Origin of the sequence: Chryseobacterium gallinarum (assembly GCF_001021975.1) — a bacterium.
In the GTDB taxonomy this organism is placed as follows: domain Bacteria; phylum Bacteroidota; class Bacteroidia; order Flavobacteriales; family Weeksellaceae; genus Chryseobacterium; species Chryseobacterium gallinarum.
On the sequence record NZ_CP009928.1, the window covers coordinates 1,775,435 to 1,792,427 of the forward strand.

At 37.9% G+C, this 16,993-nt stretch carries 20 protein-coding genes; 4 read left to right on the forward strand and 16 right to left on the reverse strand.

Annotated features, from left to right (window positions below; genetic code table 11):
- Positions 1-27: 27 nt before the first annotated feature.
- From OK18_RS07995 to OK18_RS08025, 7 genes are all read right to left on the reverse strand, one after another.
- Positions 28-537, reverse strand: a complete 510-nt coding sequence (locus OK18_RS07995) for a DUF6973 domain-containing protein (RefSeq protein ID WP_050021728.1) — start codon at positions 535-537, stop codon at positions 28-30.
- Positions 538-591: 54 nt separating this feature from the next.
- Positions 592-1,446 carry an acetyl-CoA carboxylase, carboxyltransferase subunit beta gene (gene accD, locus OK18_RS08000; protein ID WP_047095043.1) on the reverse strand — a complete coding sequence of 285 codons (855 nt, stop codon included), beginning with the start codon at positions 1,444-1,446 and terminating at the stop codon, positions 592-594.
- Between the two features lie 89 nt (positions 1,447-1,535).
- Positions 1,536-2,606 (reverse strand): class II fructose-bisphosphate aldolase, encoded by a 1,071-nt coding sequence (gene fbaA / locus OK18_RS08005; RefSeq protein WP_053327673.1) that lies wholly within the window; start codon positions 2,604-2,606, stop codon positions 1,536-1,538.
- Between the two features lie 69 nt (positions 2,607-2,675).
- Positions 2,676-3,542, reverse strand: a complete 867-nt coding sequence (locus OK18_RS08010; RefSeq protein WP_050021726.1) for an NAD kinase — start codon at positions 3,540-3,542, stop codon at positions 2,676-2,678.
- Between the two features lie 2 nt (positions 3,543-3,544).
- A complete protein-coding gene (locus OK18_RS08015) occupies positions 3,545-4,198 on the reverse strand; it encodes a CBS domain-containing protein (RefSeq protein ID WP_050021725.1) in 654 nt (217 codons plus the stop codon).
- Positions 4,199-4,385: 187 nt separating this feature from the next.
- Entirely contained in the window at positions 4,386-4,916 is a 531-nt protein-coding gene (locus tag OK18_RS08020) for an RNA methyltransferase (protein WP_050021889.1), read from the reverse strand.
- Between the two features lie 219 nt (positions 4,917-5,135).
- Positions 5,136-6,014, reverse strand: coding sequence for a bestrophin family protein (locus OK18_RS08025; RefSeq protein ID WP_053327674.1), 879 nt, complete (start codon positions 6,012-6,014; stop codon positions 5,136-5,138).
- Positions 6,015-6,262: 248 nt separating this feature from the next.
- Here OK18_RS08025 and OK18_RS08030 point away from each other — a divergent pair, with 248 nt between their 5' ends.
- Complete coding sequence (locus OK18_RS08030) at positions 6,263-7,144, forward strand: cupin-like domain-containing protein (RefSeq protein ID WP_053327675.1); 882 nt, start codon at positions 6,263-6,265, stop codon at positions 7,142-7,144.
- 142 nt (positions 7,145-7,286) lie between these two features.
- On the opposite strand, the gene OK18_RS08035 is transcribed toward OK18_RS08030, so the two are convergent.
- On the reverse strand, positions 7,287-7,817 hold the full coding sequence (locus OK18_RS08035; RefSeq protein WP_050021723.1) for a GNAT family N-acetyltransferase: 531 nt from the start codon (positions 7,815-7,817) through the stop codon (positions 7,287-7,289).
- Positions 7,818-7,932: 115 nt separating this feature from the next.
- On the opposite strand from OK18_RS08035, the gene mutS reads away from it, so the two are divergent.
- Positions 7,933-10,524, forward strand: coding sequence for a DNA mismatch repair protein MutS (mutS, locus tag OK18_RS08040; RefSeq protein ID WP_053327676.1), 2,592 nt, complete (start codon positions 7,933-7,935; stop codon positions 10,522-10,524).
- 33 nt (positions 10,525-10,557) lie between these two features.
- On the opposite strand, the gene OK18_RS08045 is transcribed toward mutS, so the two are convergent.
- From OK18_RS08045 to OK18_RS08065, 8 genes are all read right to left on the reverse strand, one after another.
- Positions 10,558-10,704, reverse strand: a complete 147-nt coding sequence (locus OK18_RS08045; protein ID WP_156173243.1) for a hypothetical protein — start codon at positions 10,702-10,704, stop codon at positions 10,558-10,560.
- A 46-nt stretch (positions 10,705-10,750) separates the two neighbouring features.
- The gene (locus OK18_RS21140; RefSeq protein ID WP_156173244.1) at positions 10,751-10,909 is read right to left on the reverse strand and encodes a hypothetical protein; all 159 of its coding nucleotides are present in this window, start codon (positions 10,907-10,909) and stop codon (positions 10,751-10,753) included.
- 126 nt (positions 10,910-11,035) lie between these two features.
- Entirely contained in the window at positions 11,036-11,197 is a 162-nt protein-coding gene (locus tag OK18_RS21145) for a hypothetical protein (RefSeq protein WP_156173245.1), read from the reverse strand.
- A 46-nt stretch (positions 11,198-11,243) separates the two neighbouring features.
- Positions 11,244-11,405: a hypothetical protein gene (locus OK18_RS21150; RefSeq protein WP_156173246.1), complete on the reverse strand. Its 162-nt coding sequence runs from the start codon at positions 11,403-11,405 to the stop codon at positions 11,244-11,246.
- Positions 11,406-11,892: 487 nt separating this feature from the next.
- A complete protein-coding gene (locus tag OK18_RS08050) occupies positions 11,893-12,345 on the reverse strand; it encodes an energy transducer TonB (RefSeq protein WP_228377709.1) in 453 nt (150 codons plus the stop codon).
- Positions 12,326-13,243, reverse strand: coding sequence for a YARHG domain-containing protein (locus tag OK18_RS08055; RefSeq protein ID WP_053327679.1), 918 nt, complete (start codon positions 13,241-13,243; stop codon positions 12,326-12,328). The genes OK18_RS08050 and OK18_RS08055 overlap by 20 nt, the downstream gene beginning before the upstream one ends.
- On the reverse strand, positions 13,240-13,878 hold the full coding sequence (locus OK18_RS08060; RefSeq protein ID WP_053327680.1) for a DUF2306 domain-containing protein: 639 nt from the start codon (positions 13,876-13,878) through the stop codon (positions 13,240-13,242). The genes OK18_RS08055 and OK18_RS08060 overlap by 4 nt, the downstream gene beginning before the upstream one ends.
- A gap of 52 nt (positions 13,879-13,930) precedes the next feature.
- Positions 13,931-15,133: a BaiN/RdsA family NAD(P)/FAD-dependent oxidoreductase gene (locus OK18_RS08065; RefSeq protein ID WP_053327681.1), complete on the reverse strand. Its 1,203-nt coding sequence runs from the start codon at positions 15,131-15,133 to the stop codon at positions 13,931-13,933.
- Positions 15,134-15,247: 114 nt separating this feature from the next.
- Between OK18_RS08065 and OK18_RS08070 the strand changes: the two genes are divergently transcribed.
- Positions 15,248-15,742 (forward strand): acyl-CoA thioesterase, encoded by a 495-nt coding sequence (locus tag OK18_RS08070; protein WP_050021888.1) that lies wholly within the window; start codon positions 15,248-15,250, stop codon positions 15,740-15,742.
- A gap of 107 nt (positions 15,743-15,849) precedes the next feature.
- Entirely contained in the window at positions 15,850-16,914 is a 1,065-nt protein-coding gene (gene thiL, locus OK18_RS08075) for a thiamine-phosphate kinase (RefSeq protein WP_050021887.1), read from the forward strand.
- Positions 16,915-16,993 lie beyond the last annotated feature (79 nt).

Genomic DNA, 16,993 nt, shown 5'->3' on the forward strand with positions numbered 1-16,993 from the left:
TAACTTAAATACATTTTTGATATGTATTTACTCTTCCAGGTAAACAAGATACCCTTCAAAATCATCATCAAGATTTTTCAGGACCTTGGCATCATCCATTTTTTTAATTAATCCGTCTACAAAGAAACTTTTTTCAAAAAACTGGCGGTGGATGCCGGGAAGAAGTTCCATGAAATAATCCATTCCGATTTTGTTGTTGTGGAGATCCATTTTAGTCTCCAGAGGCTGGTTGGGAAACAGTTCTTCGTGCATATCGGTTATTCTTTTACAGAAATCCAGCGCTTTTTCAGGAGAAGAGATTTTGCAGCAATACATCATGATAAAACAGCACCAGAGTGCATGCCTGAATGCATTTCCTATCCCATTATTGGAAGCTGTTTCCGGAAATCTTTTCTGGGCAATGGTGAATGCTTTAATAGTAGCGTAAAAACTTAATATGGAAAAAAGAGGGTGGGGGAGAACAAGAGATAAAAGACGTATAATCTTTTTAAAACTCATACTCCGGATAGTATTGAAAAATATCTTAAAAGTCCTCATAAATAAAAATCTCTCCCCAATTAGAGAGAGATTGTATTGTTTTTGTTACAGAAACTAGGCTTTTACAGCTAATAAATTAACCGTTTTAGCAACAGTGTCCTGAATTTCAGTTCTTTTTACGATGAAATCTACAAATCCTTTTTCCTGTAGGAATTCTGATGTCTGGAATCCTTCAGGTAAATCTCTTCCGATGGTTTCGCGGATTACTCTTGGTCCTGCGAACCCGATCAGTGCTCCCGGCTCGGCCATAATAATGTCAGCAGTCATTGCGAAAGAAGCTGTAATTCCTCCAAAAGTGGGGTCGCAAAGGTAAGCAATGTATAAAAGTCCTGCTTCAGAAAGCTGAGCTAACTTAGCCTGAACTTTTGCCAGCTGCATCAAAGAGTACGTGGCTTCCTGCATTCTTGCTCCTCCGGACTGACAGATAATCATATACGGAAGTTTGTGCTTAATACAGTAATCTACAGCTCTTCGGATCTTTTCACCCATTACAGAGCCTAACGAACCTCCGATAAAAGCAAAATCCATACAAGAAACTACCATTTCAGTTCCTTTTACAGTACCTACAGCATTTCTGATAGAATCAGTAAGCTTGGTTTTGGCTTTTACTTCTTTTAAGCGGTCTTTATACGGTTTTGTATCTTTAAAGTTCAAGATATCAATACTTTCAACATTGGCATCCAGTTCGGTAAATTTACCACCGTCAAAAAGGATGTCAAAAAATTCCGCACTTCCTATTCTTACATGAAACCCGTCTTCAGGAGAAACGTAATTGTTCCTCTTTAGTTCATCATGCTCCACAACTTTTCCTGATGGAGTCTGGTGCCATAAGCCCTTGGGAACGTCCTTTTTTTCATCAGTAGAGGTGGTAATGTTTTTTGCTTTTCTTTTAAACCAGTCGAATGCCATTTTTGTTTGTATTAATGTATAAATGTAAAATGTATTAATGTAAATGCATTCTTATGAATACTTTTTACATTAATACAAATGTACAGTTCTTATTTTAAAGTATTTACGTTATTTAAATCTTCAAATGCTTGTACCAATCTTGTAGAGAAAGTTTCCTCGCCTTTTCTTACCCAAACTCTTGGATCATAGAATTTTTTGTTAGGTTTTTCTTCTCCTTCAGGGTTTCCGATCTGAGATCTCAGATAGTCGATGTTATTGATCATATAATCTCTTACTCCTTCAGTATATGCGAATTGAAGATCAGTATCAATATTCATTTTGATCACTCCATAATCGATTGCTTCTCTGATCTCTTCCAAAGTGGAGCCGGATCCTCCGTGGAATACGAAATTGATTGGCTTGGCAGCAGTTCCGAATTTCTCCTGAACATATTTCTGAGAGTTGTCAAGGATTTTTGGTGTAAGAACCACATTTCCTGGCTTATAAACTCCGTGTACGTTACCGAATGCAGCAGCAATGGTAAAGTTATCAGAAATAGCTTTTAATTTTTCATAGGTATATGCTACATCTTCAGGCTGGGTATATAATTTAGAGTTATCAACATCTGAGTTGTCAACACCGTCTTCTTCTCCTCCTGTTACTCCGATTTCCACTTCAAGGGTCATCTGAAGTTTGGCCATTCTTTCAAAATATTGAGCGGAGATCTCAAGGTTTTCTTCTAAAGGTTCTTCAGAAAGATCCAGCATATGAGAAGAGTAAAGAGACTTTCCGGTTTGCTTGAAGAATTCTTCGTTAGCATCCATTAATCCGTCAATCCAAGGCAATAATTTCTTTGCACAGTGATCTGTGTGTAAAATAACGGTTGCTCCGTAAGCTTCAGCAAGAGTGTGAATATGTTTTGCCCCTGCAATAGCGCCTAAGATGGCAGCCTTTTGTCCGTCATTGCTTAATCCTTTTCCTGCATTGAAGGCAGCCCCTCCATTTGAAAACTGAATAATTACAGGAGAGTTTAATTTCGCTGCAGTTTCCATCGTAGCGTTTACGTTGCTTGATCCAATTACGTTTACTGCAGGTAGTGCAAATTTGTTTTCTTTAGCATACTGAAAAATATCAGTAACTAACTGACCTGTGGCAACTCCTGCCGGAAAAATTCTGCTCATGTTTTACTTTTTATATAAATTTATTAGGTGTTTTAATTTCGTGTAAAGGTAATCATTTTTAAGCAATCATTAATTTCTTTTATCTCTTCCCCAAAGCAGCTTCTGGCGGATAGTTTCATAGAAGCTTAAATTATTAGGCTGTACCAGAAGTAGCTGGAAATCTGCCTTTTTAATGATGATCTCCTTGTCCGTTTCAATATGGATCAGTCTGGAATCCAGGGAAAGGGAATACTGGGGAACCCGGCTTTCCACCCGGAATTTTATTTCCACTTTATCATTCACAACCAAAGGCCTCACGTTCAGATTATGAGGAGCAATAGGAGTGATGACAAAATTTTCGTTATTGGGCGATATAATCGGTCCTCCGCAGCTCAAAGAATAAGCCGTAGAACCGGTAGGTGTAGAAATGATGACTCCGTCTCCCCAAAAAACATTTAAAAATTCATCGTTGATATAAGAATCTACAGTAATCATTGAGGTAGTTTCTTTCCGGGAAACCGTTACATCATTGAGTGCATAAGGGAAAAATCCATCAAGCCCCGGAGAGACTACTTCAATCACCGAACGGCGGCTGGTTTTTACATCACCTTTTAAAATGGAATCCAGTTCTTTAAAAGCTTCTTCTTTAGTAAAAAAGGCTAAAAAACCTAATCTTCCGGTATTGACTCCCACTACAGGAATTTCAAGATCTTCAATAAATGTCAACGAATTTACAATAGTCCCGTCACCACCAAACGTGAAGAAAAGGTCCACTTCTTTATCAAGCAGGTCTTGCTTGCAATTGAAGGTTTCAAATATTTTGGAAAACTGAAGAGCTTCAGCCATTTCATCAAACAGAACAGATTTTACACCCCTGCTTTCAAGCTCAGAGATAAACTTGCTTAAATATAAAAAAGTATCAAGATCTTTTTTCTGAGAATATATAGCTGCCTTCATTGTTATATTTCTATAAATTTTTGGAGAAAACCAAACCGGTCTTTAAATAAATCGGTTTTCTCGTCAGAATAGTATTTCTCAACAATTCTGTAATCATACCGGTCGAAAGTGGCGTCTATTGAGGCCAGGTTTTCATTGCTGATCTTTATGGTCACATGAATGACCTCATCAGACATAAAGCTTATAAAACCTCCATAAAATTTCGAATTATTGCTCTCTACAATATTGGCTATTTCCGTCATTGAATATTTCCGCGCAGGAGCTTCTATGGTAAGAATGGCTCCTGATTCTGAAAACAGGGGATACCGGGAAAGGTCCTGAAAAATATCTTCACAGGTAATGTAGCCTAAATATTTTTCATTCTTGTTGATTACCGGGATCACATTGGAACTGAAGGTGTAAAACAAACGGATGCTATCCATAATATTGCTGTCCTCCAGAATGGCAAACCGCTCAATTTGATGCTCAAGATCCTTCAATGTTCCTCCATCTTCTTCATAAAGAAAATCCTGGGCAATAGCTCCATAAAAGTGATGGGATTTTTTGATGAAAATATGGGAATATCCAAAATCTTCTAACATATTCCTGGCCGACTCAATGGAATCGGACAAGCTAAAACAAGGGAAGTCTTTTGAGATATAATCCTTAATAAACATTGTGCTAATTTATAAAAAATTAAACGAAACTTTTTCTGAAAACATCATTTTTTTTAAGCAGAAATAAAAAAACAGGCCTCAAAATTTGTTTGTAAAGAAAAAAAAAGTACCTTTGTCGCCTTTCATTTTTACTTTTTATTAGATTTATTTCAAACTGCACTGTCTGCTAATGACATATGCAGTTTTTTTATTTCAGGGCCTTTGCAAATTCCCACATGACGATTCCCCCGCATACGCTCACATTGAGAGAATGCTTTGTCCCCAGCTGTGGAATTTCCAGAAAAACATCAATATTGGGCAACACTTCATCACTGATTCCCTCTACTTCATTCCCTAAAACCAGCGCATATTTTTTTGATTGATCAATGGTAAAATCAGTGATCATTATGCTGTTGGTAGTCTGCTCAATTCCGATGATTTCATATCCTTTGCTTTTCAGATCTGCAATGGCAGTGTTGGTGTCTTGTTCATGTGCCCAGTCTACACTTTCAGTAGCTCCCAGGGCTGCTTTATGGATTTCACGATGCGGAGGCTGCGGAGTAATCCCGCAAAGGATTATTTTTTCAATTAAAAAGGCATCTGCCGTTCTGAAAGCAGCTCCTACATTGTGCATGCTTCTGATGTTATCAAGAATGATAACCAGCGGAATTTTTTCAACTTTCTTAAAGGTTTCTACATCGATTCTGTTAAGTTCTTCCAGTTTTAATTTATGTACCAATTCTATTATTTTGATGAGATTAATTTTCCGTCTTTGCAGACCTCTGCTTTTCAATGTTCTGTTTTTACACAAAAATTATTGTGTTATCCTTTCTTTGGTGTTAAGGTTGTTTTTTATAAGAGATTAAATAGTAAAATTTATTGCAACCTGAAAAGTGTTTAGGCCTATTTTACTTCAAAAATAATAAATTACTTATACTTTACGGAAGAATATCCGGTTTTATTTTTTTATCATAATCTGATGTACGTTTTTTTCAATATTTTGTGCCAGTGTTTCCATAGGAATATCATTTTCATCATTGTTGAAAGGGTCTTCAATTTCTTCGGCAATAAGTTCAAGGCTCATCAGCACATAGTACACAAAAACAGTAAGGGGGATCATGAACAATCCGATAGTAATTACGTAGGCAATCGGAAGCGCAAAGACATACAGGATAATAAACTTCTTGATAAACGAAGAATAAGAATACGGAATCGGGGTGTTTTTAATTCTTTCACATCCGCCGCAAACATCTAGGAAGCCTGAAAGTTGGGTGTCTAGGTAAAGCATTTCAATGTCTGATATTTTTCCTTCTTTTTTTAACAGGTTCAGTTTATGGGATAAAAGGATGACCATTTCACTTGGGCCGTGGTTTTTTAAAGTTTTTTCAATCTCGGAATAGTCTTCATCCAATGCCAGTCGGGTAGACTCCTTCGAAAGATGTTTGGCTAAAAAATGCGGAAAAAACTTCAGATATCTGGAGATTTGTTCTGCATCCTGCCGGTTGTCTCCAAGTATAGTATTGATTTTTATTGCAAAATTCCTGGTATCATTGACGAGCTTTCCCCAAAGTTTTCTGCCTTCCCACCACCTGTCATAAGCGGTATTGGTCCTGAAAACCAGAAGTAAAGAAAGCACGAAGCCCAATAAAGAATGGATCATTCCTACATTGCTAACTCCGGATTTAGAGGTGAGATGAAGGTATTCCACCTCTAAATACTGAATGCCCCAGGAGTATAATCCTACCAGAATCATACTTGGAAACAAAATTTTCAAAGTATCACTTTTATGTAAGCTAAAAAGGATTTTAATAAAATGCTTGGTATTGTAAACTCTCATACATTGGCTTAGTCTTACAAATATAAATTTTTCAGAATAAAGTAAAGAAGTCCGAAGCTGGAAAAGGGAAGTCATTGAAGCCAAAGGAGTGGTTTAAGTTTTTATAAAATATTTTATATGATGCATAGAGGTTTGCGGGCAAATAGTAATTCTATCCTCCCTATCTCTTCAGCTTCCAACCCTTTCATCTTAATTTTCTCAATTTTCAAAAAAACACTATTTTTATTTCGCATAAAATACCCAAACCAATGATCCTTCAAAACGTAGATGTAGTAAACGATATTAGTAAAGAAGATTTTCAGAAAAATTATTTCAAAAAGCAAAAGCCGCTTCTCATCAAAAATTTTGCCAGCCGTTGGGAGGCATTTGACAAATGGAATCTTGCCTATATTCGTGAGAAAGCAGGAGATCAGGAAGTTCCTTTGTATGACAATAAACCGGCAGACGCTTCCAAAAGCTCGGATGCTCCGGTAACCCATATGAAAATGAAGGATTATATTGATACGATAAAAGCTAAACCTTCTGATTTACGTATTTTCTTTTACATTATTACAGACCGGCTTCCGGAGTTGCTTAAAAATTTTACTTATCCGGACCTGGGAATGAAATTTTTCAAAAGGCTTCCAACTTTGTTTTTTGGAGGCAGTGAGGCCCATGTCCTGATGCATTATGATGTGGATCTGGGAGATTTTATGCATATCCACTTTGAGGGTAAAAAAAGGATCCTGTTATTTGATCAGAAACAATCTGCTTTCTTATATAAGGTACCCTTATCCGTCCATACCATCTATGAGCTGGATTACGAAAACCCTGATTATGGAAAATTTCCGGCATTGAAATATGCCCGGGGATATGAAATCTTTATGGAACACGGAGATGCTTTGTTTATTCCCGGGGCATTCTGGCATTTCAACAGGTATCTGGAACCCGGCTTCTCTCTCTCTCTGAGAGCTCTTCCAAATAAACCGGCTGTTTTTGCCAATATGCTGTATCATGTTTTTGTGATGAGATATACGGATAAACTGATGCGTAAGCTGTTTAAAGCCAGATGGGTGGATTATAAACAAAAATGGGCCTATAAAAAAAGTTCAGAGGCTTTGGAGAAACATCTGGGGAAAGAGAAAACTTAATAAGAAAGGTGGATGTCGGAAGATGCAGGTCGCTACTTTCCGGGAGGGAGAATTTAAATCCTCCATTACTATTTTATAGAATGATGCATAGAAATTCACAGACTAAAAGGAACTTTCAGCTTCATTCTTCCAGCTCCCAGCCCTATTTATTTACCAATCCGAAGATGGTGGCATCTACGAATTTTCCCTTTTCAAAAAAGTAGTCTTTTAAAGTTCCTTCTTTACTGAAGTTTAAAGAAGTGAGGAGCTTTTCTGAAGAAATATTGGCAGGGTCAATGAAGGCGTCCACACGATGTAGCCCCATGCTTTCGAAACCAAATGTTAAAATGGGAAGAATAGCTTCTTTCATATAGGATTGCCTCCAGAACAGGGGATTAAGCTCGTAGCCGATTTCGGCACGGGAATGCTCACGGTACCAGTTGTGATATCCGCAGGTTCCGATAACTTTTTTTTCAGACTTTAGTTCTAGTGCCCACCGGAATCCTTTCCCTTTCTCAAATTCACTGTTAAAGTGCTGAATGATCCGTTGCGCATCTTCTAATGTTTTGAAAGTCTCAAGATCATAATATTCCATCACCTCATCCTGGGAAAAATATTCAAAAAGGTCTTCCGTATCATGGATAGTAAGTTGGCGGAGAAAGAGTCTTTCGGTTTCTAAAACTGGAAATTCCATAGATCTGGTATTTTATGGTGAAAATACAACTAATTCCTGATAAGGAAAAGTTTATTGAAAGATTAACTGGGCAACCCTGAATTTATTTTTTTAAATTTGGGGCTCATTTTTTACTATGGCAAAATCGAAGAAGGAAACCCCGTTAATGACACAGTACAATACCATCAAGGCAAAATACCCTGATGCACTTTTACTTTTCAGAGTAGGGGATTTTTATGAAACTTTTGGGCAGGATGCCGTAAAAACATCCCAGATCCTGGGGATTGTTCTAACTAAAAGAAATAACGGGGAAGGGAGCGTGGAGCTGGCAGGATTTCCCCATCATTCAATAGATTCATATCTGCCGAAGCTGGTAAGAGCCGGGATGAGGGTCGCTATATGTGATCAGCTGGAAGACCCGAAAATGGTAAAAGGAATCGTAAAAAGAGGAGTAACGGAATTGGTTACTCCCGGAGTAACGTTCAATGATCAGGTACTGAATTCAAAAAAGAACAATTTTTTACTTTCTTTACACAAGGAAAAGGAAAAATATGGAATTGCGCTGGTAGATATCTCTACGGGGGAGTTTTTAATTAGTGAAGGTACCCTGGAGAAATTATTGCACATTGTCAATACTTTTGATCCCAGTGAGATTATTTTCCAGAGAAGCATGCCAATGCCCGAGCAGCTTAAAAATAAAAATGCCTTTAAGCTGGAAGACTGGGCTTTTCAGTATAACTTCGCTTATGAAAAATTAACCAATCACTTCAAAACCAATTCTTTAAAAGGCTTCGGTGTGGAAGGACTTTCATTAGCCATTACCGCTGCAGGGGCTATTTTTGCCTATCTTGTGGAAGATACCCATCACAACCTGCTTTCCCATATTACCAGACTTCAGATTATTCCTCAGGAAGATTACCTGATGATGGATAATTTCACATTGAGGAATCTGGAGATCGTTTATCCAAGTAATCCACAGGGAAAATCATTGCTGGATATCATTGATAAAACATGCACTCCAATGGGAGGAAGGTTATTGAGAAGAAGGATTATCCTGCCTTTGAAATCGGTGGATGAAATTGGAAGAAGACTTTCTCTGATCGACTTTTTAAACGAAAATGACGCACTGAAGTATGAAATTGTACAATTGCTGAAGTCAATTTCCGATCTGGACCGGCTGATGGGCAAACTGGCTGCAGAAAAAATTTCGCCTAAAGAACTCGGTTACCTGCGGCAGAGCTTGATCAATATTCATAAAATCAAAGCCCTGTTACATTCCCATGCAGATGTGCTGGCCTGGCTGGAGCCGTTGTTTGATATGGAAGAACTGATTAGGTTCTTGCAGAGCCACCTGAATGAAGAGCTTCCGGTGAATATTGCCAAAGGAAATATCATTAAAGAAGGGGTTTCCGAAGAGCTGGACAGGCTGAGAAACCTTCAAAGTAAAGGACGCGGATTCCTGGATGAAATGTGCCAGCGAGAGATTGAAAGAACAGGGATTTCCAGTCTTAAAATTGATTTTAATAACGTTTTCGGATATTACATCGAAGTTAGGAATACCCATAAAGATAAAGTACCGGCAGATTGGGTAAGAAAGCAGACCCTGGTAAATGCTGAGCGTTACATTACCGAAGAGCTTAAAGAATATGAAAGCCAGATTCTGGGAGCTGAAGAAAAAATAGGAGTGTTGGAAAACGAACTGTACAGGAATCTATGTGCGGAGACAATGGTTTATATTGATCAGATCCAGGGGAATTCCAATATCATTGCCCAGCTCGATGTGGCGGCCGGATTATCTGAACTGGCAGTATCTGAAAGTTATACCAGACCTGTATTAAATGACGGTTTTGCAGTTGATTTAAAAGAAGCAAGGCATCCGATTATTGAGAATGCACTTCCTTTGGGGGAAAAATATATCCCGAATGATATTTTCCTGGATAAGGACTCTCAGCAGATCATAATGGTTACAGGACCCAATATGGCGGGTAAATCTGCAATTTTACGCCAGACCGCCATTGTATGCCTGTTGGCACAGATAGGAAGTTTTGTACCGGCAAAATATGCTGAAATTGGCATACTGGATAAAATTTTTACCAGAGTGGGGGCTACCGATAATATTTCTGCAGGAGAATCTACTTTCATGGTAGAAATGAATGAAGCAGCCAATATTTTGAATAACATTTCAGAACGAAGCCTCATTCTGCTTGATGAAATCGGCCGTGGAACCTCCACGTATGACGGGGTGTCCATTGCCTGGGCGATTGCAGAATACCTTCATCAGCATCCAACCCAGGCTAAAACCTTATTTGCTACCCACTATCATGAATTGAATGAAATGACAGTGAATTTTGAAAGAGTTAAGAACTTCCATGTATCTATCCAGGAAAATAAGGGTAATATCATTTTTCTGAGAAAACTCGTTCCGGGGGGAAGTGAGCATAGCTTTGGTATTCATGTGGCAAAGTTGGCCGGAATGCCTGCAAAAGTAGTAAATCGTGCCAATGAGATCCTCAAAACCCTGGAGGCAAGCAGAAGCCAGGATGGAAAAGGGTCCTCAGAAAGTATTAAAAGAGTGACTGAAGAAAATATGCAGCTTTCCTTTTTCCAGCTTGATGATCCCGTCCTGGAAAACATCCGTGAAGAGCTGACCAAAATAGATATTAATACGCTGACCCCTATTGAAGCTTTAATGAAGCTGAATGCAATAAAAAAAATGATTGGAGGCTGATCCAATCATTTTTTTTATTATAAACTTGTAAAGTTAGCAGCAGAACTCATCCTGAATTCCCGGAACACCTGATCGTTCCTGTCCTGTCCGGCGGTCAGTACAGCTTATCACGATGTGGCAGATAGGTCCAGCTCCTTTGATTTCTTTCAATGCCTTTTTAGAAAGCTTTGTTTTTTGCATGTTTGATGTTTTCATAATAATTATAATTGGGTTGTTATATTTTCGGTTAACAGCAATATCCGTCATTGCCTCTCGGACCTATGATCAGAAAATGACTGACCCCTCTCAGTTTGCATAACCCTTCTGCACATGCAGCAGCGCCTCCGTTAATCTCTTTCAGCTCACTTTTTGTGAGTTTTGTTTTTTGAATACTGAACTTTTTCATAATAATTTAATTGATTTAGATTGTGAATATTGGTATTGTCGCATCGGAAACAGATACATTTTGTTTCGGCGAATAGTAACTAATGAAACGACCGGTAGTTTGCCTGGTTTTGTTGTATAAATGGTTTTAACAACAAGGACCATCCTGAATGCCGGGAACCCCTATGAGCTCTTCACCTGAATCGCGGTCAAAACAGCTAAATACAACCGGACATTCCGGCCCGGCGCCCTTAATCTTTTTAAGCTCTTTTTTGGTAAGTTTTTTTGTTTGAAAGTTTGATGTTTTCATAGTCGTCTGATTTTGTAGATTGTGTTATTTTAAAAAGAGGTGATTATTAACAGCAGTTTCCATGTCTGTCTATGAGACCCGCTACAGGCTCATCAGAACTGGGCATAAAACAAAGTCCCTCCACACATATTTCCGGAGGCTGTCCTCCGATGATATTCTTTAATGCTTTTGTAGGCAATTTATTTTTCTTAAAATTCAATTTTTTCATGATAAATTTAGTTTGATTCAATACGAATATACAAAATCGTTCAAATAATTCCATTGATTGTGAGAAAATTAACATTTTATTATAAATGATTGTATTTGTCAATATAATGTTTGCAGAGCCTGTGGCGGTGGTTCCCGTTTGGTCTTAATTATACAAATCCAAGAGCTAGCCGGTGATTACAATTAATCCCAATAATCCTTACAGCCTGAAGATAGTTACCAGCAGATTGGCTAAGGCAAAGCGAAAAGGATTTTACATTTCCTTACCTGGTGATTGAAGGACAGAAATTTATCCGCAGTATGGTACTACAAAAACACTGAAACAATTATGACAATCCGGATGAGGTATCCGAACATTACGGTCAGGGCGCCGGAATGTTAGTTAAAAGCCTGAATGAACCATGTCAAGGTTCAAAATCTTGACATGGTTTCAATAACGAAAATTTTGATTTTTGAGACGCTTCTTACAATAAATGAGCTAGACTAAGTTATTTTCCTGTTGTAAAAATTAAAGGTTGTCTTGCTTTAACCCTTATTTTAGTTCCGTTTTGTTCTCCGGGGATCCATTGGGTCTTTATTTTTTTAAGTGCTCTTATAAACTCATCCTGAATGATTTCATTATCAGTTGATTCTATTTTGATATTAGACATGCTGCCGTCCTTTTCTATAATAAAGATGGCTGTTGCGGATGCCTCCTTAATGCCGGAATTATGTAATACCCGGGAACGGAAATTACGTACAAATTCCTTTTTGAAAGCGGCCATACCACCTGGGAATTGCGGTCCGTTATTTCCTGATCCGGATTTAGGATTGGATGCTGGGGTTTGTTTAGTGTGCTGGTTTATAGCAGAGGCTTGTTGTTGAGCTTTCACCGAAAACGTAATCAGCAACAGCATTCCTATCATCATGTATTTGTTTATATTACCTTCCAAAACTATCATATTTATCTTCCGCATATTTCGTGAAACGATTCAACAGTGCTACATTTTCTTTTTCCAAAGGAGATAGCTCCTGATCTACATTGTTGGAAACCGGAATATACCAATCAGTCTGTTCAAAGAAATTTCTGTAGGTCTCTTTTTTAAAAGAGTAGCCGTGTCTTGCAAAGACAGAGTTTTTGATGATTTCAAGATCAAGTTTTCTTAAATTTTTAAGGTCTTTTTCCGTCAGTTTCTGTTTAGAAGCATTAAGCTTAAAAACAGCATCAGAAGCCACTCTGTTTTTAGAAGTCGTATAGCTTTCCGTTTTTCCGGTTTCGTCATCGGTATATTTTTCTACAAACTCCTTTGGATTAGTCCAGTCTACCAGATTTGAATCTTTATCAAGCATAAAGTTGGGATTATATACAAACTCCTTTTTAAGGAGTTTCAGTGTTTTTACCGGAGCTTTTACGGCTGCTTTATTGAAGGCATTCCATCTCCCGGTCAGGCTGTCACCGGTCAGTTTTACCTCAAATCTGCCATCTGTTTTATCATTTCCCGGTTCATCAAGTACAAATGATTTTGATGCTTCATTAAAAACTCCTCTGAAAGGGCGCTGGTTGCCATTAACGATACTTTGCCCATATACACTGTCCTTCGTGATTCTGTTGATTTTTAATGAAATTTTCTTATATACGTCCACATCATATGGGGTGTCGTCCATTTCGTCAACTGTTGTTACCATACCATTAAAATCACCGGTATAAATACCATAATACTCTTTATGAATTTCAGGAATAACAACCGAATCTTTTTTTGCAATTGAAGAATCTTTTCCGGAATTGTTGTTTTTGGTGTCTTTTTTACAGCCTGTTAAAGAAATGGCTAACACTAGCAAAGTATAATGTAAGGTTTTCATATCTGTTTTTTTGTGATTAAATATTCAATTAAAAATATATTCGGAATCCAGCCCAGCCATGCAATAACCTGATAGACATCCATTGGGTTTGGATGCAATAAATATACGATAATAACCTTCCACATCCGAAGGGTAATGGCGGATAAGGTAAAGGCAAAGCTTCGCCACATCCACTGCTTATGCTCTTTAAACCTTTTTTGCCGGGCAAGCTTATAAGCTTTACAGGTTGAAAACCACCATAAAATACCCAGTATGATAAATGAGATTTTCGATAACAGGCCTCCGTTTGCGAATATCCCCATATAAATTCCTGAAGGTGCCGCGAAGATCAGAATGAGGAAAATATACATCTTTCCTATATTCTTGTGAAAATTTTTTATTCCAAAATCTTTCCTGAGAATAGCCAGAAAACCGGAAAGAAGAACAAAAATACTCGTATAAACATGGGTATAGAAGAAACTGAGATATTCCGGTCTTTTGGTAACTTCGGTTTGTTTGATCATCAGAAAACTGACTTCAGAATTAAAAGGAATATACTCCAGCGTAATCCTGAACATCAGCCAAAAGAAATAAGTAAACCCAATGATTAAAAGGGCTTTTACAAAAAGAATAATATTTTTTCTGGCCAAAAGCATATCTATCAATTAAAGCCGGCAGTAACAGGTGTTTAAGGGGAGCATTTATTTACTATAAAGTATTTAAGTCCTGTGCAATGAGCCATCCTTCACTCCAGCATGCCTGGAAATTGAAGCCCCCTGTTACGGCATCTATATTCAAAACTTCGCCTGCAATATAAAAATTAGGGAGTAATTTTGAAGACATGTTTTTAAAGTTAATTTCTTTTAAATCAACACCTCCGGCTGTTACAAACTCATCTTTGAATGTAGATTTTCCGGTGACCCGGAATTTCTTTCTGCAAAGATTTTCCAGGATTTTCTGCATTTCTTTTCCTGAAACATTGGCCATTTGTTTGTTGAGGTCAACCTTTGAAATCTCCAATATTTTCTGCCAGAAGCGGTTCGTTAGTTCAAAAATTTTCGATTGGCCGATGCTTTTTTTAGGATTATTTTGTTTAAAATGGAGAAAGCTTTCCTCAGCATCATCCATTGATATTGAAATGAAATTAACTTCAATTTCAAAATTATATTTAAGCTTAGCAAGGTTTATGGCTTCCCAGGCAGAGATTTTCAAAACAGCCGGTCCGGAAAGTCCCCAGTGTGTTATCAAAAGTGGCCCGCTTTCTTCTGTTTTTAATTCGGGAATTGAAATGCCTGCATTTTCAAAGCTTGTTCCCGGCAGATCTTTTAACAATTCATCTTTAATATTAAAGGTAAACAGGGAAGGAACCAGGTCAATAATCTTATGACCCAGGCTTTCAATAATTTTCAATGACTTTGGTGAGCTTCCGGTAGTATACACAATATAATCTGCTTCGAAATCTCCGGAATTGGTTTTTACCAGGTACTTTTCATCCTGTTTTTCAATCTCTTTTACCGTACATTTTGTCCTTACCAATACATTCTTCTTTTGGGTTTCATTCAGAAATGTATTGATGATGGTTTGTGAAGAATTACTTTCAGGGAATGTTCTGTTATCATTTTCAATTTTAAGAGGAACATTACGCTGGTCAAACCATTCCATAGTATCTCCCGGCTGGAATCTGGTGAAGACACTTAATAATTCTTTATTCCCGCGGGGATAAAACTGAACCAGTTCTCTTGGATCAAAGCAGGCATGGGTGACATTACAACGTCCGCCTCCGGAAATTTTCACTTTCTGAAGGACATCTGAGTTCTGCTCTAAAATGGTAATAGTATATTTCTTTTCGTCAAGGTTGGATGCACAGAAAAAGCCTGCAGCCCCACCTCCGATAATTATGATCTGTTTCATGTATATGTAATCCTATGCTGAAGATTATTTTTCCAAAAGTACAATTTTTATAAACCATCTTATTTGAGTATTTTTGAAGATTATAATTTTAATGAACCCAAAAACGATTTCAGTATGATTTTCTACCATAAATTTGAAGTGCGTTGGAGCGACCTTGATGCCAACAAGCACTTAGCAAACTCGTCCTATGTACAATATTGTGCACAGGCCAGAATGGCTTTCATGACTAAAGAAAAAATGGGAGTTACACAGTTAAGCAGATGGGGAATAGGACCTGTTATCCTTCATGAAAGGTATTCTTTTTTCAAAGAAATTTATGCAGATCAGACGGTAATCGTGAGTGTGGAAATTGACGGCTGTTCCGAAGACTCTTCGATTTACCGTTTCGTACACAAGTTCTATACACCGGACGGAGTACATTGTGCCACTTCAGAAGCAACAGGAGTATGGATTGATATGATGCTGAGAAAAATGACAACTCCACCGGATGATGTAGTGGAAGCGATGAATAAATATAAAAGCGCGGAGACAGTGGTGCTGAGCAAAGAAGACTTCAAAAAACTTCCTTTCCACCCTCATAACATTGACCCGGCAGAAATAAATATATAGTATATAAACGATAAATGATTATTTGATTAATGGTACGCAAGTGAAAAATTTTGTATGCATGAAAAATCAGACGTCATTTATCAATGATCACTTATAAACAGAAATTTATGTTTGAAGATAAATCACAGGAGCTGACGCCCATTTCAAAACTAGGAGAATTCGGCCTTATCAAGCATTTGACTGAGCACTTTCCACTATCCAACGAATCTTCGGAGCTTGGAGTAGGAGATGATGCTGCGGTTATTAATCCTGAAAATAAAAGAGTGGTTCTTACCACAGATGTTCTGGCAGAAGGAGTTCACTTTAATTTGGGGTATGTCCCGTTAAAACACTTAGGATATAAGGCAGTGGTGGTAAACCTTAGTGATATTGCCGCCATGAATGCTACGCCTGCTCAGATCCTGGTTTCCTTAGCCGTTTCAAACCGTTTTCCGGTGGAAGCTCTGGAAGAGATTTACGCCGGAATTCAGGCTGCTTGCACAAGATACAAAGTAGACCTTATCGGAGGAGATACTACGAGTTCCAATTCCGGATTGGTGATGAGCATTACAGCTATTGGAATCGAGAATGAGAATAATATTGTAAAAAGAAGCGGAGCAAAACCGAATGATCTTCTTGTCGTAACAGGAGATTTAGGTGGCGCTTACATGGGATTACAGATTTTGGAAAGAGAGCATGCCGTATTCTTAGCCGACCCAAATATGCAGCCGGAAATGGAAGGCTATGACTATATCCTGGAAAGACAATTAAAACCTGAAGCAAGAACAGATGTTAAAAAGATTTTAGAAGAACTGGATATCAAGCCGACTTCTATGATTGATATTTCGGACGGACTGGCTTCCGAAATTCTTCATCTCTCTGATCAGTCTAAAGTAGGATTCAGACTGTATGAAGAGAAAGTTCCGATGGATAGCCTTACGATTTCTACTGCGGATGAAATGAATTTAAATCCGGTAATGGCTGCTTTAAGCGGAGGAGAAGATTATGAGCTGCTGTTTACGATCGCTCCTGGTGACTTTGATAAAATTAAAAATCATCCGGATTTTACCATTATCGGACATGCGGTAGAAAAAGAAGATGGGAATTTCATGGTTGCCAGAGGTTCCAATCAGCTTGTCGCTCTTACGGCTCAGGGGTGGGATGCTTTTCTGGGAAACCAGCAAAACGGATAAAAATTATATTTAATTTTTGAATATTGTAGAAAACCGCAGCACTTTTTTTGCTGTGGTTTTTGTTTATTGCTAACTCTCT

What these genes read in the sequence shown, in the direction of transcription:
- OK18_RS07995 (WP_050021728.1), bottom strand. Translation starts at nt 537, where the DNA reads ATGAGGACTTTTAAGATATTTTTCAATACTATCCGGAGTATGAGTTTT.
- accD (WP_047095043.1), bottom strand. Translation starts at nt 1,446, where the DNA reads ATGGCATTCGACTGGTTTAAAAGAAAAGCAAAAAACATTACCACCTCT.
- fbaA (WP_053327673.1), bottom strand. Translation starts at nt 2,606, where the DNA reads ATGAGCAGAATTTTTCCGGCAGGAGTTGCCACAGGTCAGTTAGTTACT.
- OK18_RS08010 (WP_050021726.1), bottom strand. Translation starts at nt 3,542, where the DNA reads ATGAAGGCAGCTATATATTCTCAGAAAAAAGATCTTGATACTTTTTTA.
- OK18_RS08015 (WP_050021725.1), bottom strand. Translation starts at nt 4,198, where the DNA reads ATGTTTATTAAGGATTATATCTCAAAAGACTTCCCTTGTTTTAGCTTG.
- OK18_RS08025 (WP_053327674.1), bottom strand. Translation starts at nt 6,014, where the DNA reads ATGAGAGTTTACAATACCAAGCATTTTATTAAAATCCTTTTTAGCTTA.
- OK18_RS08030 (WP_053327675.1), top strand. Translation starts at nt 6,263, where the DNA reads ATGATCCTTCAAAACGTAGATGTAGTAAACGATATTAGTAAAGAAGAT.
- OK18_RS08035 (WP_050021723.1), bottom strand. Translation starts at nt 7,817, where the DNA reads ATGGAATTTCCAGTTTTAGAAACCGAAAGACTCTTTCTCCGCCAACTT.
- mutS (WP_053327676.1), top strand. Translation starts at nt 7,933, where the DNA reads ATGGCAAAATCGAAGAAGGAAACCCCGTTAATGACACAGTACAATACC.
- OK18_RS08045 (WP_156173243.1), bottom strand. Translation starts at nt 10,704, where the DNA reads ATGCAAAAAACAAAGCTTTCTAAAAAGGCATTGAAAGAAATCAAAGGA.
- OK18_RS21140 (WP_156173244.1), bottom strand. Translation starts at nt 10,909, where the DNA reads ATGAAAAAGTTCAGTATTCAAAAAACAAAACTCACAAAAAGTGAGCTG.
- OK18_RS21145 (WP_156173245.1), bottom strand. Translation starts at nt 11,197, where the DNA reads ATGAAAACATCAAACTTTCAAACAAAAAAACTTACCAAAAAAGAGCTT.
- OK18_RS21150 (WP_156173246.1), bottom strand. Translation starts at nt 11,405, where the DNA reads ATGAAAAAATTGAATTTTAAGAAAAATAAATTGCCTACAAAAGCATTA.
- OK18_RS08050 (WP_228377709.1), bottom strand. Translation starts at nt 12,345, where the DNA reads ATGATAGTTTTGGAAGGTAATATAAACAAATACATGATGATAGGAATG.
- OK18_RS08055 (WP_053327679.1), bottom strand. Translation starts at nt 13,243, where the DNA reads ATGAAAACCTTACATTATACTTTGCTAGTGTTAGCCATTTCTTTAACA.
- OK18_RS08060 (WP_053327680.1), bottom strand. Translation starts at nt 13,878, where the DNA reads ATGCTTTTGGCCAGAAAAAATATTATTCTTTTTGTAAAAGCCCTTTTA.
- OK18_RS08065 (WP_053327681.1), bottom strand. Translation starts at nt 15,133, where the DNA reads ATGAAACAGATCATAATTATCGGAGGTGGGGCTGCAGGCTTTTTCTGT.
- OK18_RS08070 (WP_050021888.1), top strand. Translation starts at nt 15,248, where the DNA reads ATGATTTTCTACCATAAATTTGAAGTGCGTTGGAGCGACCTTGATGCC.
- thiL (WP_050021887.1), top strand. Translation starts at nt 15,850, where the DNA reads ATGTTTGAAGATAAATCACAGGAGCTGACGCCCATTTCAAAACTAGGA.